Below are 24144 nucleotides of genomic sequence, written 5' to 3'. Positions count from 1 at the left end.
GTACTTCTGAATAGGTATACGTAATAACACTTACACCTATATCAAAGTTTTTTGATATTCATCTTCAATGCCCTGCAAGGCCGGTGTTCACCGCTTTGCCGTGGTCTTCCAAAACTCCCGAACCTGCACCTGAAAGCCGTTGCGCAGGCCAATAAATATGCATTCGCGGGATTGCAGGCCCGCATCGGCGGCCCAGGCGGTTAACTCTTCAGGCTCAAAACCCAGCCACAGGTCACCGCAATTCTCCCGCGCCCAAACCTGATCGTGGCGGCACAGCTCGCTGATAATCAGGCAGGCGCCGTTATTCATAAGAGCTGCAGCGTCTAGAAAAATATCCACAGGGCTAGGTACGTGGTGCAGCACCATATTGGCCACTACCAGATCAAAACCGTCGCCGCGGGCCAGCAGGGTGTCGGTTACGCCTTCAATCAAATCCACATTATTTAGCTTTTCATCAATACAGGTCTGCTGCGCTTTGGCCAGCATGTCGCGGCTGTTATCCAGAGCCACCAAGTGATGGCACAGTGGCGACAACACCGGCAAAAAACTGCCATCCCCGGGGCCGATTTCCAACGCGGTTGGCCAGCTCTTTTTAGGCGCACGTTGGCGTATCAGCCTTGCCGCGGGCTTGGCGTAAAGCTCGAACGGCGCAATCAGCTCCTGCTGCTCGCGGAATTGCGCCGCGTGGCGGGAGAAAAACACTTGGGACTGATCGGCCCGCTGGCCGCGAATCACGTCAATTTTCTCCTGCAAATGTAAGGGCAGCGGCACCTGATCAACGGTGGAAAACACCTGGCGAATGGTCTGTCCGGTCAGGGTGTTCACGGTCAGGTTTAACGGGCGGCGGTAAAAAATAGAATTGCCTTCGCGCTGTGGCTCCACCAGGCCGGCCTTGTGCATCACCTTCAAGTGATGGCTCATGCCCGATTGGCGCATATCAAACAGTTGGCTCAACTCCAGCACGCCAAACGTGTCCCGCCGTAATACCCGCATAATTTCAAGGCGCAAAGGATCACCGCTGGCCTTATAGATAGTGGCCAGGGCGTCCGCCGGAGCGGAGTCGGGAATGGCAGTGCTGGTGTTTGTCATAGGGATGCAGTGTAAGGAGCTTTTTTGGGCCAGGCAAGTGCTATATCAAAGTTTTTTGATATAGATTGTTAATACAAAGTCGATTTGCCCCCACCCACCGTAATCGGCGAAAATATGCGCCTTATTTTTGAGCGTTCTGTTGTCGCTTTATTGTCGCGCTGTTGTAACGCCGTTATGGCAGTGCGGACACGCGGCCAGCAGATCGGGATTTGTCCCTACTACCTTGAAAAACATTGGAGAAATGTTGATGCCCTCTCGTAAAGATCTCGCCAACGCCATTCGCGCGCTGAGCATGGATGCGGTTCAGAAAGCCAAATCTGGCCATCCGGGTGCGCCCATGGGCATGGCTGATATCGCCGAGGTGCTGTGGAATGATTACCTAAGCCACAATCCTGCCAACCCGCAGTGGGCCAACCGTGACCGTTTTATGCTGTCAAACGGCCACGGTTCCATGTTGCAATATTCGCTGCTGCACTTGAGCGGTTACGACGTTTCCATTGATGACATCAAAAACTTTCGCCAACTGCACTCCAAAACCCCGGGCCACCCGGAATACGGCTACACCCCGGGTGTTGAAACCACCACCGGGCCTTTGGGGCAGGGTTTGGCCAACGCCGTCGGTTTTGCCCTAGCCGAGAAAACCCTGGCGGCGCAGTTCAACCGCCCGGGCCACGACATTGTTGACCACTACACCTACACCTTTGTAGGCGATGGCTGCCTGATGGAAGGCATCTCCCACGAAGTGTCGTCACTGGCCGGCACTTTGGGGCTGGGCAAGCTAATCTGCTTTTACGACGACAACGGCATCTCCATTGACGGCAAAGTAGACGGCTGGTTCACCGACAACACGCCGCTGCGTTTTGAAGCTTACGGCTGGCAGGTGATTGCCGACGTAGACGGCCACAACGCCGACGCCCTGAGTGCGGCCATTGAAGTCGCCCGCGCCAACACCGAGCAGCCCACGCTGATTTGCTGCAAAACCGTGATTGGCTTTGGCTCGCCCAACAAGCAGGGCAGCGAATCGTCACACGGCGCACCGCTGGGCGAAGACGAAATCGTTCTGACCCGCGAAGCACTGGGCTGGAAACACGGCGCATTCGAAGTGCCGGAAGACATCTACGCCAAGTGGAGCGCGAAAGAAAAAGGCCAGAGCGCCGAAAGTGCCTGGAACGACACCTTCGCCGCGTATCAGAAAGCCGAGCCGGAACTGGCCGCCGAGTTTTTGCGCCGCATGGCCGGTGACCTGCCCGCCGACTTCTCCGGAAAAGCCCAGGCTTACATTCAGAGCGTTCAGGATAAAGGCGAAACCATCGCCAGCCGTAAGGCGTCCCAGAACAGCTTGAACACCTATGGCCCGATGCTGCCGGAACTGTTGGGCGGCTCTGCCGACCTGGCCGGTTCCAACCTGACCATCTGGAGTGGCTGTACCACCGTCACCAAAGAAGACGCCAGCGGCAACTACATCAATTACGGCGTGCGCGAGTTCGGCATGGCCGCCATCATGAACGGCCTGGCCCTGCACGGCGGATTCGTACCCTACGGCGCCACCTTCCTGATTTTCATGGAATACTGCCGCAACGCGGTACGCATGGCTGCCCTGATGAAGCAGCGCGCCATCTATGTGTTCACCCACGACTCCATCGGCCTGGGTGAAGACGGCCCTACGCACCAGCCCGTTGAACAGCTGGCCAGCCTGCGCACCACGCCCAACATGAGCACCTGGCGCCCGGCCGACGCGGTAGAATCCGCCGTTGCCTGGAAAGCCGCGCTTGAGCGTACCGACGGCCCCACCGCTTTGATATTCAGCCGCCAGAACCTGCCCCACCAAGATCGTTCTACGCAGCAACTTGCCGATGTTGCCCGCGGTGCCTATGTGTTGTCAGACAGCGAAGGCACGCCAGAACTGATTCTGATTGCGACGGGCTCCGAAGTTGCCTTGGCCCAAGAAGTAGCCGCCAAACTGCGTGAGCAAGGCAAAGCCGTTCGCGTGGTGTCTATGCCGTCTACCGACATCTTTGATGCCCAAAGCGCCGACTACAAGCAGCAGGTATTGCCGCTGGACGTCACCAACCGCATCGCGGTGGAAGCCTCCATTGCCGATTACTGGTACAAGTACGTCGGCCTGGACGGCCGCATTGTAGGCATGACAACCTTTGGTGAATCGGCACCCGCTGGCGAACTGTTCAAGGAATTTGGCTTTACCGTCGATAACATCCTGGACGTGGCCGCCGAGCTATTGGAAGCTTGATGACCCAGCCCGCGCCTTTCCGCGTTGCCATTAACGGTTACGGCCGCATCGGCCAGTGCGTGCTGCGGGCGCTGTATGAAAACGGTTATCGCGACCACTTCCAAGTGGTCGCGATTAACGAGTTGTCAGACATCGACACCATCGCCCACTTGACCCGTTACGACTCCACCCACGGCCGCTTTCAAGGTACCGTGGCGGTTGAGGGCGATAGCCTGTGGGTGAATGGCGACGTTATCCGTGTTTTAAACAGCACCGACCCGGCCGAACTGCCCTGGCAGCAAATGGGCATTGACCTGGTACTGGAATGCTCAGGCGCGTTTTCTGACCGCGCGACGGCGGAACAGCACCTGGCCGCTGGCGCCAAACGCCTGCTGTTCTCGCAGCCGGCCGAAGCCGATGTCGATCGCACGGTGGTTTACGGCATCAATCACCTTGAAATGGACAAAGACGACCGCATTGTGGCCGCGGGTTCCTGCACGACTAACTGTCTGGTGCCGATGATCAAAGTGCTGGACGATGCGCTGGGCATAGAGCAAGGCACCACCACCACCATTCACGCGGCAATGAACGACCAGCCAGTGATTGATGCTTACCATCATCAGGATTTGCGCCGCACCCGCAGCGCGCTGCATAACATAGTACCGGTAGACACCGCGCTGGCCCGTGGCATTGAACGCCTGCTGCCCCACATGCAGGGCCGCTTCAGTTCCGTTGCCATGCGCGTGCCCACGCTAAACGTGTCTGCCATTGATATGGTGCTGAACGTACGCACACCGGTGACCGTAGCCGACGTTAACGGCATACTGCAGCGGGCGGCGACCACTTTACCGTTGATGGGCATACTGGGTTACACCAACGAACTGCTGGCCAGCTCAGACTTCAACCACGATTCCCGTTCTGGCGTGGTTGATGGCGGCCAAACCCGGGTTACCGGAGAAACCATGGTGAAAGTGCTGTGCTGGTTTGATAATGAATGGGGCTTTGCCAATCGCATGCTGGATGTCAGCCGGCACTGGCTGGCAGCGCACTGAGCTATAACCAGATTCAAAATCTGAATCACATTTGACGCTGACGAACTGTTGAAGGGAAAAAGAGTATGGCCATCAAAAAAATGACCGACCTGAATCTGGCAGGAAAGCGCGTACTGATTCGGGAAGACCTGAACGTACCGCTGAAAAACGGCAGCATTACCAGCGACGCCCGCATTCGTGCCGCGCTGCCCACCATTAAAGCGGCTGCAAACGCCGGCGCCAAAGTTATGCTGATGTCGCATCTTGGCCGTCCGGAAGAAGGCGTGTATGACGAAGCCGCTTCCCTTAAGCCCGTGGCCGAGCACCTGAGTGAAGCCCTAGGCCAGAACGTACGCCTGATAAAAGACTACCTGAACGGCGAAGACTTAAACTTGGCCGACGGCGACGTGGTGCTGTTCGAGAACGTGCGCTTCAACAAAGGCGAGAAGAAAGACGACGAAGCCCTGGCCAAGCAATACGCCGCGCTTTGCGATATTTACGTGATGGACGCCTTCGGCACCGCACACCGCGCCCAGGCATCTACCCACGGCGTAGGCAAGTTTGCCCCCGAAGCGTGTGCCGGCCCGCTGTTGGCAGGTGAATTGGACGCCTTGGGTAAAGCTCTGGATAACCCGGCCAGGCCGGTGGTTGCCATTGTTGGCGGCTCCAAAGTCTCCACCAAGCTGGACGTACTCAACGCTCTGGAAAAAGTCTGCGACCAGATTATTGTGGGTGGCGGCATAGCCAACACCTTCCTGGCGGCTGCAGGTCACCCCGTAGGCAAGTCACTGTGCGAGCACGACCTGATAGACGCCGCCAAAGACATCGCCTCCCGCGTTGAAATTCCGCTGCCGGTTGACGTAGTGGTTGCCAGCGAGTTCTCTGAAACCGCGACCGCCACGATTCGCAACATTTCAGACGTGACCGAAGACGACATGATTCTGGACGTAGGCCCCGAAACCGCCGGCCAGTTTGCCGGGCTGCTGAAAAATGCCAAAACCATTTTATGGAACGGCCCGCTGGGTGTATTTGAATTCGACCCGTTTGAAAACGGCACCAAAGTGCTGGCCCACGCCATCGCCGACAGCGCTGCATTTTCACTCGCCGGCGGCGGTGATACCGTGGCGGCCATTGACAAGTACGGTGTAAGTGAGAAGATTTCTTATATTTCCACGGGTGGCGGTGCTTTTCTGGAATTCGTAGAAGGCAAAACCCTGCCCGCAGTCGCCATGCTTGAAGAGCGTGGCGCGTAAAACGCATTTAACCAATCGTACAATTTAAGGAGACAACCTAATGGCCCTGATTTCGATGCGGCAAATGCTGGACCACGCCGCCGAGCATGGTTACGGTGTGCCAGCCTTTAACGTGAATAACCTGGAACAAATGCGCGCGATTATGGAAGCGGCGGACAAAACCGACTCACCGGTGATTGTTCAGGCCTCGGCAGGCGCCCGCAAATACGCCGGTGCCCCCTTCCTGCGCCGCATGATTCTGGCGGCCATTGAAGAGTTTCCGCACATCCCGGTGGTTATGCATCAAGACCACGGAACCAGCCCCGCCGTGTGCCAGCGTTCCATTCAGTTGGGCTTCAGCTCGGTGATGATGGACGGTTCCCTGGGTGAAGACGGCAAAACCCCGACCGACTACGAATACAACGTAGACGTTACCCGCCGCGTAGTAGAAATGGCCCACGCCTGTGGCGTATCGGTAGAAGGCGAGCTGGGTTGCCTGGGCTCCCTGGAAACCGGCCAGGCCGGTGAAGAAGACGGCATTGGCGCCGAAGGCACTCTGGACATGAGCCAGATGCTGACCGACCCCGAAGAAGCCGCAGACTTCGTGAAAAAGACCCACGTAGACGCACTGGCCATCGCCATCGGCACCAGCCACGGCGCTTACAAGTTCAGCCGCCCGCCCACCGGCGACACCCTGGATATCGGGCGAATTAAAGCCATTCACAAACGCATTCCAGACACCCACCTGGTGATGCACGGCTCTAGCTCTGTACCCCAGGAATGGCTGAAAATCATCAACCAATACGGCGGCCAAATCCCCGAAACCTACGGCGTACCCGTCGAAGAAATCGTGGAAGGCATCAAGCACGGTGTGCGCAAAATCAACATAGACACCGACCTGCGCCTGGCAAGCACCGGCGCCGTTCGCCGCTTCCTGGCCGAGAACCCAGCCGAATTCGACCCACGCAAATTCCTGAAAGCCACCATGGTGGCCATGTCAGATATTTGTATTGCGCGTTATGAAGCGTTTGGTACTGCGGGTAATGCCAGCAAGATCAAGCCAATTAATCTTGAACGGATGTATGAGGCTTATGAGCGTGGGGAGTTGGACCCTAAGGTGAAGTGATTTTGTGTTGAAGTAGGTAGTGTTTTGATGAAAAGCCTTCGGTGAGAGCCGGGGGCTTTTTTTTGCGTTTTTTGACCCTTTGGGGGAGGTCATAAGGCCCAAAAGGGTCTAATGTGTACGGATTAGCGCTATGGGTGCGCGCGCTTGTTAAGGATAACAGCCGATGATTTCTTCTGTAATGATTCTTTTTTTTTCTTGGCTGTCTGCATGCTGTAGTGCCTGCATCTTTGGCCGCTGATTTTTATTTTTTGATTCGTGGTGGGTTTGCCCGGAATCTTGCTTGAATGGGGGTCTTGAGGCGTGGAAAGTAGAGCGTTCTTCGTTATTGCAATAACGAAGCGGTCAAACGATTACAAATAGCTGTTCAGCTTGTATTTATTAAGCATTTGTTATTTATGGATAAAAGTAAAAAATTCGTCGTTAGAGGGTTGCGTGTTATGCGGCGGTCAGTTTTTCGCAATAATGAAGATCGCTATCTAACACGCTGTTGAACTAAACCGCTTCGCGGTAGCGACTACGCCCGATCATTTCCTGCAAGATTGGGTGTCTTGACGGATACTTTTGAGTAGCCCGAGTGGGCTATTCAGAAGAGGAGAGTCCGTCATGACACCGTTACGTCAGACCATGATCCAGGCCATGTGCCAACATGGCTTTTCCCCCCGAACCCAGCACAGTTATCTTTACGTCGTCACTGCGCTGGCCCGTTATTATCGGCGCTCGCCCGATCAGTTGAAGGTTGAAGACTTACAAGTCTTTTTCAACTATCTGGTGCAGGAGCGCTCGCTGTCACCGGCCAGTTGCCGTGTTTACCTCCATGGCATCCGGTTTCTGTATCTGAAGGTGCTGCACTGGGCGCACTTCGATGTAACCCTGGTGCTGCCCAAGCGACCTCAGCGTATTCCAGAATTACTGACACGCCAGGAAGTCGCGCGCCTTCTGGCCGCTGTTCTTAACCCCAAGCACCAAGCCCTGTTATCCGTTACCTATGGATGCGGTTTGCGCGTCAGCGAAGCGGTCGCGTTGAAGGTCAAAGACATTGATGGTGAACGCCATCTGCTGCGGATTGAACAAGGCAAGGGCGCCAAAGACCGGATGGTGCCCCTGGCACCCGGGTTACTCCAGACGCTCCGTCGCTATTGGCAGATTCGCCATCCCATGCTCTGGTTATTTCCCAGCGATTTACTCCCGGACAGACACCTTCATATCACCACGCCTCAGAAGGTCTACCACACAGCCAAGACAACCAGTGGCATTGAAAAATGCGGTGGCATTCATGCCTTGCGGCATGCCTACGCCACACACCAGCTGGAACGGGGCTTACCCATTCATGAGCTGCAACGGCTCTTGGGGCACAGCGATCTGCGCAGCACTCAACGGTATCTGCACTGGTTGCCCGGCGTTACACCCCAAAACGGAGGACCCGCAGACCTGATCGCAAGTCTCGGAGGTGCGTGATGGCGGGCACACTGAGCGTTCAAAGCATACTGGCACGATTTCTTCCGGGTCAGACACTGGACAGCCACCGTCGTAAAGTCTGCGCCCGCCTAACGGACTGCCGAACCGCCCGCATGGGCGGTATGGACATGCGTTGTGTTCATTGCCAGGCCCGCTCCATCTGCTACTACGGATGCCGGGATCGCCATTGTCCGCAATGTCAGGGCCATGCAACTGAACAATGGAGCGCACGTCAGCGCTCCCTGTTACTGCCGGTGCCTTACTTCCATTGGGTGTTTACGCTACCTCACACCTTGAACGGCTGGGTTCAGCTCCATCCCGACGTGATCTATCGCTGTCTGTTCGCCGCCGTCTGGGACACGCTCAACCAGTTTGGGCGCAACACCCGGCACCTTGGCGGCGAGCTGGGTATGACAGCGGTGCTCCACACCTGGGGACAGAACCTGAGCCGTCATGTGCACGTGCATTGCCTGATCCCCGGCGGAGTGTTGACCGGCACCGGTGATTAGCACAAGGCAAAAAGCCACTACCTGTTCCCGGTACGGGCCTTATCCCGGCGTTTTCGAGGACGAAGGGTGTCGTTGCTAAGAGCGGCGGTGAACGCAGGCGAACTGCACCGGGTGACCCGCAGCGGTGAGGTTGATGGTGTGCTCGACGGCCTGATGCAACAGGAGTGGGTGGTCTACACCCGACACTGCCTGAACCAGGCCGAGAGCGTAGTGGATTATCTGGCTCGCTACACTCACCGAATCGCCATCAGTAATGGGCGTTTGTTGACGATGGAGGATGACCGGATCGCGTTCCGCTATAAGGATTACCGGGATCATTCCCGATTGAAGACCCAATGGCTGGATGGCCAGGAGTTCGTGCGGCGGTTCCTGATGCACATTCTGCCCAAAGGCTTCATGCGAATTCGCCATTTTGGCTACCTGAGCAACTGCACTCGACGCCGCAAACTGGCGGTTATCCGGCACTGTTTATCGCAGCGGCCCAAACCAGAAGCGACACTGGAAAGCCCGGCGTCTCAGCGATGCTGGCCGTGCCTCCTCTGTAACAACGGTCTGGTTCATATGATTCGTCAGATCCCACGATTTAGACCAGCGGTGATCCCAACGGGCTAACCCATCCCCGCTTGGTTCGACGCGTGGAGAACAGCCGTTCTAAAGGAGCTGGGTGTTTCTGCGGGCGAACGCTGGAAAAAGGGGTATCCGAGAGGTAATCTGAGGGAAATCACAACAAGGAACCGCCTCATGAAGGATCGAATGAGACCAAAACCCGCCGACATTGCTTCGTACCGGGCCCCAGATGTACCGTTCAGGCTTCGCCTCCAAATTACTTTATCCTTAAGCATCGTTCGATAGCTGCGGAGCCGGCGGCTTAGTCCAACAGACATTTAAAGGTCATGCTGCGCACGACCATTAAATGCTTAGGTGTTAGGCAATCGTAATTTCACACAAATGTAGAGTAAAAAAGAATGTTTGAATGGATCGCAAGTCCAGAGGCGTGGGTAGCATTAGCAACCCTAATGGCATTGGAGATTGTTCTTGGAATAGACAATATTATATTTATATCAATACTCGTTGGTAGATTGCCAGAAAAACAACGGGCTAAAGCTCGAAAGATTGGTCTATCCTTAGCGATGGGCACTCGGTTACTATTGCTTTTCAGCTTGGCTTGGGTTATGGGCCTGGTGGAGCCTTTATTTATTGCCTTCGGAAATGAAATATCTGGAAGAGACATCATACTAGTTATAGGCGGGCTTTTTCTTCTCGCAAAATCCACACACGAAATACACGGTAGTTTTGAAATACAAGAAGCATCTAAGGCGCAGCTTGTAGCCTCCGGGTTTATCTCAATCCTCATTCAGATTGCTATCCTTGACGTTGTGTTTTCACTTGATTCGGTAATAACTGCTGTAGGGTTAGTTGATCATCTAAGCATAATGGTTATAGCAATTGTTGCATCGGTTGGCGTTATGCTTGTAGCCGCCAAACCAATAGGTGATTTTGTAGATGCGAATCCTACAATAAAAATGTTGGCGCTGTCTTTCTTGATGCTGATAGGGTTCACTCTTATTGCGGAGGGGTTCGATGTTCATATACCAAAAGGTTACGTTTATTTTGCTATGGCCTTTTCCTTCGTCGTAGAGATGCTCAACATAAAAATAAGAAATCGCAGGGCAAAAGCTGTTGAGACAATACAGCTGGCAAAAAAAATCACTGAAGATGAAAATGCCTAACAAATAGCTGCACGCGAACCCATATTGCTACGCTCGTTTTGTGTAGTCGCTGCGCTCCATTTTACACAAAACGCTCTCCGCAATATGGGCCGGTGAGCTAGGCGTTGAGGCTGTAGAAAAAGGTCGAAGACAATCCTCGATCTGAAATTGATCAATAAACGATCTAAAAATAGCGCCTATTCTTAAAATCTGGAGGACCTATCATCGAAAACACACCCAGATTTTACGTAGGAGCGTCATCAAAAAATACTCGAGGGTTTTTCTACAGCCTCGTTAGAACTCTCGGATACAGTTGTTCAGTAATAACTTTAAAATCATTTAGATTTTTGGAAAGGATTTGGAAATGAAATCAAGAATATTTTCGGTAGAAAAACATATTCGTCCATCTGATGGCGAACCAATTCGTTCAGTGGTTCTGGAAACAAAAGAGTCAGCAGTTGTTGTTTGGCATGCCCATCCTGGGCAAGAAATAGCCGCTCATATACATCCGCACGGCCAAGATACTTGGACAGTTATCTCTGGAGAAGCTGAATATTACCAAGGGGACGGCATAGTCGCTCATCTAAAGGTTGGAGATATTGCCATAGCAAAACCTGGGCAAGTGCATGGTGCTTTGAATTTTGGTTCAGTGCCGTTTGTATTTGTCTCAGTGGTTGCATCTGGCAACGCGGGTTTTGCGTTGGCTGAAAAATAGACGCTCTCAAATGTGTGCCCAAGCTAGTTCTAACTCGGCGTTCGAGCGGGACTCGCCCAGAAGCGGGCGAGTCCCTTAACTTTACGTTATACACCTACGAGGAGGTCTTTATGCAACGTACTTTTACACAGCGAATAGCTTCCTGCGTCGAGACCGAGCTGGCGAATGCTAAGCGGGCAAGGTCAGCCGGTGATCTTCAGCAAGAATTTACCCATCTGGAACGGGCGCATGTGCTGGGACAAGAATCAACGTACTGGCACGTCAAGGTCCACGTGTTGATGCTGGTATGGGCTACTCGTAACGGTTCAGCCCGAGAAGCACTAGGTCAGTTTTTTGGCATTGTCGGCGCTGCGACTAAAACCGCATTCGGGTTGGTACCTCAAGGCAATACTGGCGGAGCTAATGTCAGCCCGTTCAAGAAAATGCCAATTGCGCCGGAGTTGGCCATTTTGATTCAAAAGGCCAAGTCCGGTGTATAACCATACGCGTCACACGGATGTCCTTTACGCCGCTCTGCTCTGTAAAGGCCACAGGTGCGCTCCGCGTTGAACTAAACCGCTTCGCGGTAGCGACTACGCCTGATCATTTCCTGCAAGATTGGGTGTCTTGACGGATACTTTTGAGTAGCCCGAGTGGGCTATTCAGAAGAGGAGAGTCCGTCATGACACCACTACGTCAGACCATGATCCAGGCCATGTGCCAACATGGCTTTTCCCCCCGAACCCAGCACAGCTATCTTTACGTCGTCACCGCGCTGGCCCGTTATTATCGGTGCTCGCCCGATCAGTTGAAGGTTGAAGACTTACAAGTCTTTTTCAACTATCTGGTGCAGGAGCGTTCCCTGTCACCGGCCAGTTGCCGTGTTTACCTCCATGGCATCCGGTTTCTGTATCTGAAGGTGCTGCACTGGGCGCACTTCGATGTAACCCTGGTGCTGCCCAAGCGACCTCAGCGTATTCCAGAATTACTGACACGCCAGGAAGTCGCGCGCCTTTTGGCCGCTGTTCTTAACCCCAAGCACCAAGCCCTGTTATCCGTTACCTATGGATGCGGTTTGCGCGTCAGCGAAGCGGTCGCGTTGAAAGTGAAAGACATTGATGGTGAACGTCACCTGCTTCGAGTGGCTCAAGGCAAGGGAGCCAAAGACCGGATGGTGCCCCTGGCACCTGGGGTACTCCGGGTGCTTCGTCAGTATTGGCGGGCCTGTCAGCCCATGACGTGGTTATTTTCCAGCAACTTGTTACCGGACCAGCACCTTCATATCACCCCACCACGCCTCAGAAGGTGTACCACCAAGCCAAGACCGTCAGTGGCATCCTTAAGGGCGGAGGCATTCATGCCCTACGCCACGCCTATGCCACCCATCAGTTAGAACAGGGCGTTCCCCTTCATGAGTTGCAGCGGCTCTTGGGCCATAGCGATCTGCGCAGTACCCAACGCTACTTGCACTGGCTGCCAGGGGTAATGCCTCAGAACCGTGGCCCCGCGGACCTGATCGCCAGTCTTGGAGGTGCAGGATGACGGCTCACACTGAGCGTCCAGAGTATTCTGCAACGCTTCCTTCCGGATCAAACACTGGACAGCCACCGTCGCAAGGTCTGCGCCCGGGTAACGGATTGCCGAACCGCCCGCATGGGCGGTATGGACATGCGTTGTGATCATTGCCAGGCCCGCTCCATCTGCTACTACGGATGCCGGGATCGCCATTGTCCGCAATGCCAGGGCCATGCAACTGAACAATGGAGCGCACGTCAGCGCTCCCTGTTACTGCCGGTGCCTTACTTCCATTTGGTGTTTACGCTACCTCACACCTTGAACGGCTGGGTTCAGCTCCATCCCGACGTGATCTATCGCTGTCTGTTCGCCGCCGTCTGGGACACGCTTAAACAGTTTGGGCGCAACACTCGGCACCTCGGCGGCGAACTGGGTATGACGGCGGTGCTCCACACCTGGGGACAGAACCTGAGCCGTCATGTGCACGTGCATAGCTTGATCCCCGGGGGAGTGTTGACTGGCACCGGTGATTGGCACAAAGCCAAAAGCCACTACCTGTTCCCGGTACGGGCCTTATCCCGGCGTTTTCGAGGATGAATGGTGTTGTTGCTGAGAGCGTCGGTGAACGCAGGCGAACTGCACCGGGTGACCCGCAGCGGTGAGATTGACGGTGTGCTCGACGGCCTGATGCAACACGAGTGGGTGGTCTACACCCGACACTGCCTGAGCCAGGCCGAGAGCGTGGTGGATTATCTGGCGCGCTATACCCATCGGATTGCCATCAGTAATGGGCGTTTGTTGACGATGGAGGATGACCGGATCGCCTTCCGCTATAAGGATTATCGGGATCATTCCCGATTGAAGACTCAATGGCTGGATGGCCAGGAGTTCGTACGGCGATTCCTGATGCACATTCTGCCCAAAGGCTTCATGCGAATTCGTCATTTTGGCTACCTGAGCAACTGCACTCGACGCCGCAAACTGGCGGTTATCCGGCACTGTTTATCGCAGCCGCCCAAACCAGAAGCGACACTGGAGAACCCGGTGTCTCAGCGATGCTGGCCGTGTCTTCTCTGTGACAGCGGTGTGGTTCGGATGATTCGTCAGATTCCACGATTTAGACCAGCGATGATCCTAACGGGGTAACCCATCTCCGTCTGGTTCGGTGCTTGGAAAGCAGCCATTCTAAAGAAGCTGGGCGTTTCTGCGGGCGAACGCTGGAAAAAGGGGTATACGAGGGGTAATCTGAGGGTAGTCACAACAAGGAACCGCCTCATGAAGGATCGAATGAGACCAAAACCCGCCGGCATTGCTTCGTACCGGGCCCCAGATGTACCGTTCAGGCTTCGCCTCCAAATTACTTTATCCTTAAGCATCGTTCGATAGCTGCGGCGTTGGCGGCTTAGTCCAACAGACATTTAAAGGTCATGCTGCGCACGACCATTAAATGCTTAGGTGTTAGAAATACAAAAAAGGAGATTCTGTGAGCAAGTACCATATTGCGCTGTCGTTCGCTGGTGAAGATAGGGATTATGTCGATCGTGTCGCGACCCATCTACGTGAAAATGGTGTCGAGGTTTTCTACGATAAGTTTGAAGAAACCAAACTTTGGGGGAAGGATCTATATACATATTTAACGGATATATATCAAAACCGAGCCTTATACACCGTTATGTTCGTATCTGAAGCCTACAAAGAAAAGTTATGGACTAATCACGAACGCAAAAGTGCGCAGGCTCGTGCTTTTACCGAAAGTCAAGAATATATCCTGCCGGCGATGTTTGATGAAAGTGTCGAAATACCGGGGTTGCTGAAAACCACCGGCTATATTAGCTTACGTAGTCTTTCGCCCGAGGAGCTCGGTGACAAGATAATTAATAAATTGAAGGATAGCGGAGTTACTCTGAAGGTAGAGGAAAATTTTAATTATTCCAATACTGCCAAAGCCGATATAGATTTTCCTCTTGTAGAGTACCCTGCCATATCTGAAATCATTGTGGATTTGAAGTCCAGCAATTGGTATACCCAGAATCCCGCAATTAACAAGATATTCAAGCTTGATCTAGACGCTCTGAGTGACGATGAATTATTCGTGCTTGGTCGGAATATATACCAAACAGCGTGTGGTGGAGAAAAAAAAGCAAACGATATACTGGATAATCTGCGGAGGGAAATGGCGGCACTTCGGCAGATAGCTGCAGAGCATTTAATAAATGGGATGTTCTATGAGGTTTATTTTGACTCGAAGGGAGAGTTTCGAGGTCGCAGTTTGAAAAGTAGATGCTTAGATGAGTTGCTTGAAATTCAATCTGTTGAAAAGTACTCAGAGTCAATAAGCTTCATAAAGCGCGTTCTTCAGCCTTACAAAGATCAGCTTCCTGTTATCCCTAACTCAAATCCGGAAATTTTGGTTGTCGATCTTGACCTTCAGAAGAAAGATCCTCCAACTATTGAGGCGATTTTAGTTAAAGGTCAGGACCTCTTAATTGATGCGGAAGAGGATTCCTTCAGTAATATGTGGAAGCTATCGTTCAGGGAATTTTCATTGGAAACCCTTAAAGAAACACTCTCTAGAGAATGGCATGTTCCTGAGAAACAAATTGAATTAAGGCCAGAGAGTAGTGACACGATCAAGTATGCCGTGCCGAAGGGAAAGACGATTGGTTATCCTAGTCCAGAGTAGTCTTCATGGCTCATTTTTTAACAATGAGCTGTTGTCGGACAAATTTTCCGCTTCGCTCCAAATTAGCCGCAAAGCTCGGCGTTAGACATGCAAAATAAACCTAGGGGATAGGCGTAATGTACCCAGTCTACGAAATCGATAGAGAGCAGGCAGAACAGATAATATATGTCGAAGAAGGCTTTCTGAACGATGTAAAGGCAAAAGAAATCAAGCCAGCAAAGCTCTCAGAAACGGTTTCTGCGTTCGCAAATGCAGGTGGAGGAGACATATACGTTGGAATTTCTGAGGTTGGAGAGGAAAAAGCCAGAGAGTGGAATGGATTTGAAGACGTAGAAGCTGCAAACGATATTATTCAAACGTTGTTTCAGGCGCATCCTTTTGGCAATCATTTACAATTTGAATATTTCAACGGTGTTGGATTCGATGGGTATGTATTGCACGTTGCAGTGAAAAAGGTAAAGGAAATAGTAAAGTCAAGTAATGGCGATGTATTTGTTCGTTTGAATGCCGGAAAGGCAAAAATAAAAACTGATGAGCAGTTGAGGCAGCTTGAGCTTGATAAGGGTGTTGTTACTTTTGAAGATGAATGGGTAAACGTAGACCTACAAAAAATAGAAAATAGCATTTCTATTATAAACTTTATGATGAATGTTGTGCCTAGCGCTGAGCCTTTAACTTATTTAAATAATAAGGAGCTTATTAGAAAGGGGCAATGCAAAGTATGTGGCATTCTTCTTTTCTGTGATGAGCCCGCAATCTATCTTCCAAAACGATGCAGCGTTAAAATAATGCGTTACCGAACGAAGACGGAAGATATTGGAAGAGAGTTTCTTGATGGGGTCCCGCTAACGATCGAAGGCGACAACTACAATGTAATTTATTCCTCAGTCGAAGAGACCGTAAAAATTGTTGAGAAAATACAAAGGCTCGGCTCAAAAGGTATGGAACCGGTTGCTTACCCACATGAAACCCTTCATGAAATAATTACGAATGCTATTTTACATAGAGATTATAGTATAGCCACGGATGTTCAGGTTAGAGTTTTTGATAACCGCATCGAAGTTGAGAGCCCTGGAAGACTTCCTGGCCACGTGACTACAGAAAATATTTTGGATGCACAAGCTTCTCGTAATCCAATGCTGGTCAGCTTGATAAATAAATTTCCGAACCCTCCCAACCAAGACGTAGGTGAAGGTTTAAACACGGCATTTAGTGCAATGGAAGCATTGAGATTGAAGCCTCCCATTGTGAATGAGAAGGAAAACTCAGTACTGGTAATAATACCCCATGAATCGCTGGCATCGCCAGAAGAGTTGGTGTTGGAATACTTGGAGGATCATGGGGAGATCACCAATCGTATTGCTCGTGATATTACCGGAATAAAAAGCGAAAATACTATGAAAAATGTTTTCCTCCGCTTAAAAGATCGAAACTTGATCGAGCCGATACCTGAACGAAAAGGACCGGCATCAGCGTGGCGAACAAAAAGTGTCTAACAAATCGCGTCACTCGGACGCACTAAAGTGCGCCGGTGCGCTCAGCGTGTGTGCCGGGCATGGCACTTAACTAGTTGGGTGAAAGTCCCGATACCAGGTATTCGCAGGGCCGAAGGTTAGCGAAAGGGCAAGGGCTAAACCCGTGAGGGAGGTCTGGAGGAAGCCCAACGCGAAATCGCGGGGCGATGAACAAGAACTCAATATGAGGTGTGACATATTCGGGGCCAGCGGGCACGTGACTGCCAAGCCCTCCATCTGCAACTGGGATATGTTTTATAAATTGAGCGTCTACGCGATGAAAGTTAAGTGTCTTACCCCGGGAGATCTCCTGCTGCTGCGCTGGGAAACTGCGTGCAGTTGAAAACCGCTGGGGAGCGAGCAATCGCTCTCGACCGCACAGGAGAAGTCAGCAGAGGGCATAGTACCGGTGATTACTCGACTGATTTTTTTTTCAGTAGTGAATGTCTATGGGAAGGCCCGAACGGTACCCCTTGGAACAGGGGTTTGAAAGAAGAGAGCAGTTACTGTTGTGATGAGACCCCATAGTGCACCAGAAAAACAGCAAACGCTGACCCTGGAAACAGGGGGTGAAGTGGTGGCTGGATCTGATAGAGAAGACACTCCGGTTGTTCACGATCGACTGATGGAACGTAAGCGCCCATAAATCAGCACCTACACCCCAGCTCGGCAATTGCACACACTGAACGCCTCATTCATTCCACGAGGAATCAGTATGACCCCGACCGAAAAAGTGCACTTCTGGCAACAACAGATTAACGACTGGGAAGCGACAGACTTGTCCGGCAGCGCTTACTGCAAACAGCAGTCCCTGATTTATCATCAATTTGTTTATTGGCGTCAAAAACTCAGCTCTGCAGAAGGTTATCCGAAGCCGGCGCCGGCAACCACAGGGTTCACTCGCGTGGTTCCTGCGTCCGACGTTGGTAGTGGCGACTCCGATGGTTTGACTGTTTCCTTACCCGGCGGCGTTTCCATCACGGGTTTGCACGCTGGCAACATCGAGTTGTTGGCTGTGGTTTTGAGGCAGCTGTAATGCGCCGCCGGTATTTGCGACCGTCCTTGTCGTTGCCAGAGATTTATTTATATCGGGCACCGGTGGATTTCCGCAAACAGGCCAACGGCCTGGCGGTGCTGGTTGAGCAGGAGTTGGGCCATAACCCGTTCACCGGTGCGCTTTACGCCTTCACCAATCGGCAGCGGAATAAGATCAAGTGTTTAATGTGGGAAGACAACGGCTTTGTCCTCTATTACAAAGCCCTGGCCGAGGAGAAATTCAAGTGGCCGAAAGCCTCAGATGAGTTAATGGTACTGACCGGCGAGCAGATTAACTGGCTGCTGGACGGCTACGATATTGCACTGCTGAAAGGCCATAAAACTCTGCATTATGAGGCCGTTATTTAAGTCTTTTTACGTGCTTCAATGCGTTGTTTTTGCTATAATTTGTTCATGAAATTAAAGCCTGAAACCCCTTCAAAAGCACCCGATATCAGCGGCCTAACGGCCGCTGAATTGCTGTCGGTGGTCGAAGGCCTTCAGCAAGAATTGTCTGCCAAGAAGGCAGCCGTTCAACAGCGCGATCAGTACATTCAGATACTCGAAGAACTGCTGCGCTGGAAACGGATTCAGCAGTTCGGCGCCAGCAGTGAGAAGTCTACACACCAAATCCATTTATTCGACGAAGCGGAGCTGGAAGCCGAGATCGATGACCTGCGCGATCAGCTACCAGACGATGTCAAAGAAGAAGAGGCACCACCGGCCTCTCGCAAACGTCGCCAGCGTGGCTTTTCAGACAAACTGCTGCGTGAGCGCATCGAACTGACCCTCAGCGACGAAGACAAGGCCGGCGCCAGCAAGACCTTCTTCACCAAGGTCAAAGAAGAACTGCAATTCATCCCGGCTCAGCTTAAAGTTCTGGAATACTGGCAGGAAAAAGCGGTGTTCGAACACAACGGTGAAGAACGCTTAGTCGCTGCTGCACGCCCAATTCACCCGCTAGGCAAGTGCACGGCCACCACGTCATTACTGGCTTACGTCATCACCTCGAAATACGCCGATGGCCTGCCTCTATATCGTCTGGAACACATGCTCAAACGTCTGGGTCATGAGATCAGCCGTACCAGCATGGCACACTGGGTTATCCGCCTGGAGGACGTGTTCAAACCGCTGATCAACCTGATGCGCGAAGTGCAAAACAGCAGCGATTACCTGCAGGCCGATGAAACCCGAATACAAGTCCTGAAAGAGGACGGTAAAACGGCGCAGTCCGACAAGTGGATGTGGGTTACCCGCGGTGGCCCACCAGGGCAACCGTCGGTTCTGTTTGAATACGACCCGTCACGGGCGGGCAAAGTGCCGGTGCGTCTGCTCGACGACTTTAAGGGTATCCTGCAAGCCGATGGCTACTCCGGCTATGGCAAGGTGTGCCGGGACAACAACATCACCCGGATTGGTTGTTGGGACCACGCGAGACGTAAGTATGTGGAGGCCACCAAAGCGGCCAAGCCTCAGGGTAAAGGCAAACCCACGAAAGCCTCCAAAGCCGATGTGGCTCTGAGCCACATCAACAAACTCTACGCCATCGAACGCCAGATCAAAGAATTGAGTGTGGACGAGCGTTACCGCATCCGTCAGGAACTGAGCGTGCCGAGACTGAAAACCCTAAAGACCTGGCTGGAGGCCAACGTCAGCAAGGTTGCCAAGGGCACCCTGACTCGCAAAGCCATGGATTATACGCTGAACCAATGGTCCACCTTGGTCGGCTACTGCGAACGGAGCGACCTGCAGATCAGCAACGTGCTGGCCGAGAACGCTATCCGTCCGTTCGCTCTAGGTCGAAAGGCTTGGCTCTTTGCAGATACCTCACGGGGCGCCCGTGCCAGTGCAACCTGCTATTCCCTGGTCGAGACCGCTAAGGCAAACAGTCTGGAGCCCTCGGCGTATATCCAATATGTGCTGGACCGCATTGCCGAGGCAGGCACGCTGGAAAAGCTGGAAGCACTGCTGCCGTGGAATGTGAATCTGGAGCGGGCTTCAAAAAAAGTGCCGCAGATCGACTGAAAGCAAGTGGGTCGATTTAGCGGCGCTTACACTGATGACGCTGGTGAAGCGACGAATCACGGATGAACGGATACTCAAACTGATCAACAGCTGCCTCAAAGCGGGTGCCATGGTGGGCAATGTCTGGGCTCGGGCCTCGGAAGGCACCCCACAGGGCGGCCCGCTGTCACCACTGTTAGCGAACCTGCTACTGGATGAACTGGACAAAGAGCTGGAACGACGTGGTCACCGGTTCGTCCGCTACGCGGACGACTGCAACATCTACGTCAAAAGCCAGCGGTCCGGTCAACGAGTACTGGCAAGCATCACCGGCTTCTTATCTTGCCGGCTGACACTCAGAGTGAATGAGGAAAAGAGCGCGGTTGGTCGTCCCTGGGAGCGAGTGTTCTTGGGGTTCACGTTCACTCGACGGGATCGGGAAAAGCGACGCAAGGTGAGCGAAGACGCGATTCAGCAGTTCAAGTATCGCGTTCGAGCTATCACCCGGCGAACGCGAGGTCGTACCATGCAAACGGTGATGGGTGAGTTAGTGGTATACCTGAGAGGTTGGAAAGGCTATTACGGTTTTGCGCAAGTGAAATCGCCGATCCGGGATCTGGAAAAGTGGGTACGTCGCAAGCTCCGGTGTTATCACTTAAAGCAATGGGAGCGATCCGGTTACCGCCAGTTGCGCAAGCGCGGAGTGAGTGTAAAGCTGGCCTGGAATACGGCCAAGTCTGCTCATGGCCCGTGGCGTTTGAGCCATAGTCCGGGGTTAAGGCAGGCCCTGCCGAGGCAGTACTTTGCCTCTATGGGGCTCCCGGACCTTGTGGATTGCTGACAACTCAATCAACCGAACCGCCGTGGTACGTGATCCGTATGCCCGGTGGTGTGGGGGGAGGGGTGCCGTGAGGTGCCTCCCTATCCTGATTACTTTCATACTCACGAACTTCAGTCCCATGTTCCATTCCTCGACAACCGATGTTCTAGTATGATCAGAGTGTTGATCCGTTCCATATTGAGGCAATCGGCATGAAAGAATCCTTGAGAGAGATTCCCGTGGCAGACCGTATTCAGCTAGTGCAGGAGCTCTGGGATAGCATCGCAGTCGATCAAAGTTCACTTGCGATCACCGAAGAGCAAAAAGTCTTGCTAGACAAGCGGCTTCAAGCCTACTCAATCGATCGGAATATCGGTGCTCCGGCCTTTGGAGTCCTGGAAGCTCTGCGTAGGGAATTATGATACGACGTTCGGCTCAGGGACGAAGCCGAGTCAGATCTTCGAGAAGCCGCTGAATGGTATCAACTGCAAATGTCTGGTCTGGGCGGTGAATTCCTTGATTCAGTCAGTGCTTCGTTTGATAATCTTGGAAGTAATCCACTGCTCTATCCAGTTTTTTATAAAGACATCCGCCGAGTCCTGCTCAAGCGCTTCCCTTTTGGTGTCTACTTCAGGATAGAAGCTCAGACTGTCCAAGTCATTGCGGTTATACACGGCAGCAGACACCCAGGTCGTTGGAAGACCAGAACGTAACAATCAGCTGCACAAGACAGCAGCTTCGCTGCCGCTCGTGAGCTAAGGCGTTACAACGTCACTCTTCCCGCTTGATATCGCGGTAGAAGTTTTCGTGTAAGCCCAGGGCCATGAGTTCAAGGACAAGGGCGCCATCATCAAAACTATAGCCCAACAGTGTCAGTTGTTTGTTCATTTTGAACTTATGCACTCGCAGAAAGGCCAGATCCCCTTTCTTCTGCTCGCCAATGTTGGGGTTGGCCATTAGGTCCTTAACGGCCAAATCAAGGTCTTTCTTCTGGTTGGGCTTAAGCTTCTTTACCGCTTTTTTGAATGTAGGGGTCTGTAATACACTGGTGGCTTTAACCAAAATCGTAGGCCTCCAGCTTTCCGGCGTCCCGCTCTGCCTGCGCGATGATGGCCTGTCTTACAAACTCGTAAGGTAAATCGGGGTTATCTTCCATCATCTCGCCGATTTTTGCCCAATGTTCTATTTGTTTGGGCGGGGTTCGATTAAGCGCTTTGGCTATAATAGTGGCCTTTTTAATTAGGTTTTGGTCTAAGCGAATACTGTTCGTAGCCATCTGTACCTCCTGCATTGAGTTGCCTCAATTGTAGCAATTCGCCACAATTGAGGCAAGTTGTAACAAGGCGCTGTTGTCGGACTGTTTTTCCGCTGACGCTACAAAGTAGCCGCAAATCGGGGCGTTAAAAAGAGCCGGGGTCAGGTCTCGCGTTTTGCCCCAGCCTTGCCATTTCGTTGTAATCGTCTCAGTTTGTCCTGCCGCAATTAGAACCACGAAAGGAACCAGGGAATGGCCAGACCGCCGCGCTTTTTTTGTCAGTTTTCGACGAAGTGTGTGAGATCTTCAACTGGGAATGCCACGTCTACTGCCTGATGGGTAATCACTAGCCGGATTATTCGAGAGGCAAAACGCAAGACCTGACCCCGATGGCTGTTTTCCCAATCGTAATGCCGATCTTCATCCAATCCGGTACAAACCAGCGCATTGGCGCCCTTTGTTTATTTATTCGTTCTTCGCGGTCAACTCGTCCACGGCCGCGGCATCAATGGTCGCATCCAGACCGCCCCACGTCTGGCGCAGATAGTTCACGAGTTCGGCGATTTCCGCACTGCTCAGCTTGTCGGCAAAACCGGGCATGGCCTGCATGCGCTCGAAGCCACTGAATTTCTGGGCGCCAATACCGTCGTAAATTACTTTCACCAGGTTACGGCCGTCGTCGAGACGCAAGGTGGTATTCCCCTCCATGGCAACTGCCACATGGGGCACTCCCTCGCCTTGTGCTCCGTGGCAACCGGCGCAGACGTTGAGGTAATGGCGACGGCCAGGACTGTCGGCACCTGCACGGTTTCCTGCGTCTACGATCCGGGCGTCCGGCGGGTTTTCGCCCATCAGGTAAAGGCTCATGGCCTTCAGGTCCTCGTCACGCAGATAGCGTGAGCTGTGATGAAAGACGGTGTACATCTCACTGAACATGGTGCCCTGGTCGCTCATGCCTTCGCGGAGGAAGGTTTGCAGGTCCTCGGGTGTCCAGCCGCGGTCGGCGAGTTCGTCTGGCGTCAGGCTGGGGGCCTCATAGCCGGCAATAACGCCGCCTTGAAGATGATTGTCGCGTTCCAGCGCACCCAGGGCGTTGCGCGGTGTATGGCATTCCCCGCAATGTCCCAGAACATCCACCATATAACGACCCCGCTGCCATTGCTCGGATTGGTCCTTAGCGTCGCCGGGGCTCTCGCCGGCGAACATGAGGTTCCAGAAGTTAAGCGTCCAGCGCATGCTGAAAGGCCAGCTGAGGTCGGTTTCCGGAGCCTCAATGTTTAACGGCTTAAGACTCATCAGGTAGGCGTACATGGCATCCGAATCCGAACGGGCAATGCTGTGGTAGGCCGTGTACGGCATCGCCGGATAGAGTTGGGTGCCATCGGGCAGCTCGCCTTCAGTCAGCACGTGGTAGAACTCATCGGCACTGTAATCGCCGATGCCGTACTCCTTGTCGGGCGTGATGTTGGTGCCGTAAACGGTCCCGAATGGTGTTGCTATCGGAGCTCCGCCTGCGTAGGGCGTACCGCCTTCCTTAGTATGGCAGGCGGCACAGTCAGCAGCGCGGACGAGATACTGACCCTGCTCCAGGGTGCTGTTGTCTGATGTCGCGCTCCAGACACTGGTGGTGCTCAGGCCCAGCGCGAGGGCCGTTACGAGGATGCTGCGATAGTTCATAATCAGCTCGCCTCTTTGGTGGTGCCCGGTGTCTTCAGAACGGCATCGCGGACGGCTTCAAAATAACGCACATAGCCGGTACATCGGCAGATGTGCGATTCCAGTGCCTCGCTGATGGTGTTTTCCAGCTGTGAACGCGCGATCGGCTGCCGCTGCAGGCGTTCCACCAGAACCGTGGCAGCATTGACGAAGCCCGGTGCGCAATAGCTGCACTGGAAGGAGAAATGCTCCAGGAACTGCTGTTGCACCGTGGAGAGGGTTTTGATATGGCCTTCTTCGTCTCGTTGTGCGTGCCCTTCAACCGTGCGGATTTTCTTACCGTCAAAGTAGTGGGCGCCGGTGATGCAGGTGCGCACTTCCTCGCTGCTGCCGTCGGGCTTGTCAACAATCACCGTGCAGGCGCGACACATGCCCTGACCACAACCGAACCGGGTGCCAGTGAGGTTGCGGTATTCGTGCAGGTAGTCGAGCATCATCAGCTCTTCGGGGATGTCCTCAACCGGCTGAGCCTGTCCGTTAATTGTGACCTTCAGTGAACGCGCCGGGATGGTGGCGGTTTTGGGCTGTTC

General features: G+C 53.2%; 22 protein-coding genes and 2 pseudogenes. 19 read left to right on the top strand and 5 right to left on the bottom strand.

Annotation, left to right across the window (positions count from 1 at the left end; translation table 11 throughout):
* Positions 1–87: 87 nt before the first annotated feature.
* Complete coding sequence (locus tag MIH19_RS17205; protein WP_249006029.1) at positions 88–1089, bottom strand: metalloregulator ArsR/SmtB family transcription factor; 1002 nt, start codon at positions 1087–1089, stop codon at positions 88–90.
* Between the two features lie 247 nt (positions 1090–1336).
* Between MIH19_RS17205 and tkt the strand changes: the two genes are divergently transcribed.
* The 19 genes and pseudogenes from tkt (at position 1337) to MIH19_RS17115 (ending at position 21065) form a co-directional block, all read left to right on the top strand.
* Complete coding sequence (gene tkt / locus MIH19_RS17200) at positions 1337–3337, top strand: transketolase (RefSeq protein ID WP_249006028.1); 2001 nt, start codon at positions 1337–1339, stop codon at positions 3335–3337.
* Positions 3337–4368 (top strand): glyceraldehyde 3-phosphate dehydrogenase NAD-binding domain-containing protein, encoded by a 1032-nt coding sequence (locus MIH19_RS17195; protein ID WP_249006027.1) that lies wholly within the window; start codon positions 3337–3339, stop codon positions 4366–4368. The genes tkt and MIH19_RS17195 overlap by 1 nt, the downstream gene beginning before the upstream one ends.
* Before the next feature lie 65 nt (positions 4369–4433).
* Positions 4434–5600, top strand: coding sequence for a phosphoglycerate kinase (locus MIH19_RS17190; protein WP_249006026.1), 1167 nt, complete (start codon positions 4434–4436; stop codon positions 5598–5600).
* A gap of 40 nt (positions 5601–5640) precedes the next feature.
* The gene (gene fba, locus MIH19_RS17185) at positions 5641–6705 is read left to right on the top strand and encodes a class II fructose-bisphosphate aldolase (protein WP_249006025.1); all 1065 of its coding nucleotides are present in this window, start codon (positions 5641–5643) and stop codon (positions 6703–6705) included.
* Positions 6706–7308: 603 nt separating this feature from the next.
* A complete protein-coding gene (locus MIH19_RS17180; RefSeq protein WP_249006024.1) occupies positions 7309–8160 on the top strand; it encodes a site-specific integrase in 852 nt (283 codons plus the stop codon).
* Positions 8160–9281 (top strand): annotated as a pseudogene (locus MIH19_RS17175) (IS91 family transposase). The gene MIH19_RS17180 and the pseudogene MIH19_RS17175 overlap by 1 nt, the downstream one beginning before the upstream one ends.
* A 353-nt stretch (positions 9282–9634) precedes the next feature.
* Complete coding sequence (locus MIH19_RS17170; RefSeq protein ID WP_249006023.1) at positions 9635–10399, top strand: TerC family protein; 765 nt, start codon at positions 9635–9637, stop codon at positions 10397–10399.
* 337 nt (positions 10400–10736) lie between these two features.
* Positions 10737–11093: a cupin domain-containing protein gene (locus MIH19_RS17165; RefSeq protein ID WP_249006022.1), complete on the top strand. Its 357-nt coding sequence runs from the start codon at positions 10737–10739 to the stop codon at positions 11091–11093.
* 110 nt (positions 11094–11203) lie between these two features.
* Positions 11204–11572 carry a DUF3703 domain-containing protein gene (locus tag MIH19_RS17160; RefSeq protein ID WP_249006021.1) on the top strand — a complete coding sequence of 123 codons (369 nt, stop codon included), beginning with the start codon at positions 11204–11206 and terminating at the stop codon, positions 11570–11572.
* Positions 11573–11754: 182 nt separating this feature from the next.
* A complete protein-coding gene (locus MIH19_RS17155; protein ID WP_283164064.1) occupies positions 11755–12465 on the top strand; it encodes a site-specific integrase in 711 nt (236 codons plus the stop codon).
* Complete coding sequence (locus MIH19_RS22480; protein WP_283164063.1) at positions 12378–12614, top strand: tyrosine-type recombinase/integrase; 237 nt, start codon at positions 12378–12380, stop codon at positions 12612–12614. Before MIH19_RS17155 ends, MIH19_RS22480 begins: the two co-directional genes overlap by 88 nt.
* 9 nt (positions 12615–12623) lie before the next feature.
* Positions 12624–13733 (top strand): annotated as a pseudogene (locus MIH19_RS17150) (IS91 family transposase).
* Between the two features lie 337 nt (positions 13734–14070).
* Positions 14071–15270: a TIR domain-containing protein gene (locus tag MIH19_RS17145; RefSeq protein WP_249006020.1), complete on the top strand. Its 1200-nt coding sequence runs from the start codon at positions 14071–14073 to the stop codon at positions 15268–15270.
* 116 nt (positions 15271–15386) lie between these two features.
* On the top strand, positions 15387–16766 hold the full coding sequence (locus MIH19_RS17140; RefSeq protein ID WP_249006019.1) for an ATP-binding protein: 1380 nt from the start codon (positions 15387–15389) through the stop codon (positions 16764–16766).
* 733 nt (positions 16767–17499) lie between these two features.
* Positions 17500–17820, top strand: a complete 321-nt coding sequence (locus MIH19_RS17135) for an IS66 family insertion sequence element accessory protein TnpB (RefSeq protein WP_249006018.1) — start codon at positions 17500–17502, stop codon at positions 17818–17820.
* A complete protein-coding gene (gene tnpB, locus MIH19_RS17130) occupies positions 17820–18188 on the top strand; it encodes an IS66 family insertion sequence element accessory protein TnpB (protein WP_249006017.1) in 369 nt (122 codons plus the stop codon). Before MIH19_RS17135 ends, tnpB begins: the two co-directional genes overlap by 1 nt.
* Positions 18189–18227: 39 nt before the next feature.
* Positions 18228–19844 carry an IS66 family transposase gene (locus tag MIH19_RS17125; protein WP_249006016.1) on the top strand — a complete coding sequence of 539 codons (1617 nt, stop codon included), beginning with the start codon at positions 18228–18230 and terminating at the stop codon, positions 19842–19844.
* 34 nt (positions 19845–19878) lie between these two features.
* Positions 19879–20664, top strand: a complete 786-nt coding sequence (locus MIH19_RS17120; protein ID WP_249006015.1) for a reverse transcriptase domain-containing protein — start codon at positions 19879–19881, stop codon at positions 20662–20664.
* 191 nt (positions 20665–20855) lie between these two features.
* On the top strand, positions 20856–21065 hold the full coding sequence (locus tag MIH19_RS17115; protein WP_249006014.1) for an addiction module protein: 210 nt from the start codon (positions 20856–20858) through the stop codon (positions 21063–21065).
* 349 nt (positions 21066–21414) lie between these two features.
* Here the strand turns inward: MIH19_RS17115 and MIH19_RS17110 are convergent, their stop codons facing one another.
* From MIH19_RS17110 to MIH19_RS17095, 4 genes are all read right to left on the bottom strand, one after another.
* Positions 21415–21705, bottom strand: a complete 291-nt coding sequence (locus MIH19_RS17110; RefSeq protein WP_249006013.1) for a type II toxin-antitoxin system RelE/ParE family toxin — start codon at positions 21703–21705, stop codon at positions 21415–21417.
* Entirely contained in the window at positions 21698–21919 is a 222-nt protein-coding gene (locus MIH19_RS17105; RefSeq protein WP_249006012.1) for a ParD-like family protein, read from the bottom strand. The genes MIH19_RS17110 and MIH19_RS17105 overlap by 8 nt, the downstream gene beginning before the upstream one ends.
* Before the next feature lie 444 nt (positions 21920–22363).
* Positions 22364–23575, bottom strand: coding sequence for a cytochrome c (locus tag MIH19_RS17100; RefSeq protein ID WP_249006011.1), 1212 nt, complete (start codon positions 23573–23575; stop codon positions 22364–22366).
* Positions 23576–23577: 2 nt separating this feature from the next.
* Complete coding sequence (locus MIH19_RS17095) at positions 23578–24123, bottom strand: (2Fe-2S)-binding protein (RefSeq protein WP_249009037.1); 546 nt, start codon at positions 24121–24123, stop codon at positions 23578–23580.
* Positions 24124–24144 lie beyond the last annotated feature (21 nt).

It is taken from the genome of Marinobacter sp. M1C (genome assembly GCF_023314135.1).
In the GTDB taxonomy this organism is placed as follows: domain Bacteria; phylum Pseudomonadota; class Gammaproteobacteria; order Pseudomonadales; family Oleiphilaceae; genus Marinobacter.
Note: the sequence above shows the minus strand (reverse complement) of the source record. Positions and strands in the feature narration are given on the sequence as shown.

What these genes read in the sequence shown, in the direction of transcription:
- MIH19_RS17140 (WP_249006019.1), top strand. Translation starts at nt 15,387, where the DNA reads ATGTACCCAGTCTACGAAATCGATAGAGAGCAGGCAGAACAGATAATA.
- MIH19_RS17195 (WP_249006027.1), top strand. Translation starts at nt 3,337, where the DNA reads ATGACCCAGCCCGCGCCTTTCCGCGTTGCCATTAACGGTTACGGCCGC.
- MIH19_RS17205 (WP_249006029.1), bottom strand. Translation starts at nt 1,089, where the DNA reads ATGACAAACACCAGCACTGCCATTCCCGACTCCGCTCCGGCGGACGCC.
- tnpB (WP_249006017.1), top strand. Translation starts at nt 17,820, where the DNA reads ATGCGCCGCCGGTATTTGCGACCGTCCTTGTCGTTGCCAGAGATTTAT.
- tkt (WP_249006028.1), top strand. Translation starts at nt 1,337, where the DNA reads ATGCCCTCTCGTAAAGATCTCGCCAACGCCATTCGCGCGCTGAGCATG.
- MIH19_RS17170 (WP_249006023.1), top strand. Translation starts at nt 9,635, where the DNA reads ATGTTTGAATGGATCGCAAGTCCAGAGGCGTGGGTAGCATTAGCAACC.
- MIH19_RS17155 (WP_283164064.1), top strand. Translation starts at nt 11,755, where the DNA reads ATGACACCACTACGTCAGACCATGATCCAGGCCATGTGCCAACATGGC.
- MIH19_RS17115 (WP_249006014.1), top strand. Translation starts at nt 20,856, where the DNA reads ATGAAAGAATCCTTGAGAGAGATTCCCGTGGCAGACCGTATTCAGCTA.
- MIH19_RS17180 (WP_249006024.1), top strand. Translation starts at nt 7,309, where the DNA reads ATGACACCGTTACGTCAGACCATGATCCAGGCCATGTGCCAACATGGC.
- MIH19_RS17105 (WP_249006012.1), bottom strand. Translation starts at nt 21,919, where the DNA reads ATGGCTACGAACAGTATTCGCTTAGACCAAAACCTAATTAAAAAGGCC.
- MIH19_RS17190 (WP_249006026.1), top strand. Translation starts at nt 4,434, where the DNA reads ATGGCCATCAAAAAAATGACCGACCTGAATCTGGCAGGAAAGCGCGTA.
- fba (WP_249006025.1), top strand. Translation starts at nt 5,641, where the DNA reads ATGGCCCTGATTTCGATGCGGCAAATGCTGGACCACGCCGCCGAGCAT.
- MIH19_RS17120 (WP_249006015.1), top strand. Translation starts at nt 19,879, where the DNA reads ATGACGCTGGTGAAGCGACGAATCACGGATGAACGGATACTCAAACTG.
- MIH19_RS17160 (WP_249006021.1), top strand. Translation starts at nt 11,204, where the DNA reads ATGCAACGTACTTTTACACAGCGAATAGCTTCCTGCGTCGAGACCGAG.
- MIH19_RS17135 (WP_249006018.1), top strand. Translation starts at nt 17,500, where the DNA reads ATGACCCCGACCGAAAAAGTGCACTTCTGGCAACAACAGATTAACGAC.
- MIH19_RS17100 (WP_249006011.1), bottom strand. Translation starts at nt 23,575, where the DNA reads ATGAACTATCGCAGCATCCTCGTAACGGCCCTCGCGCTGGGCCTGAGC.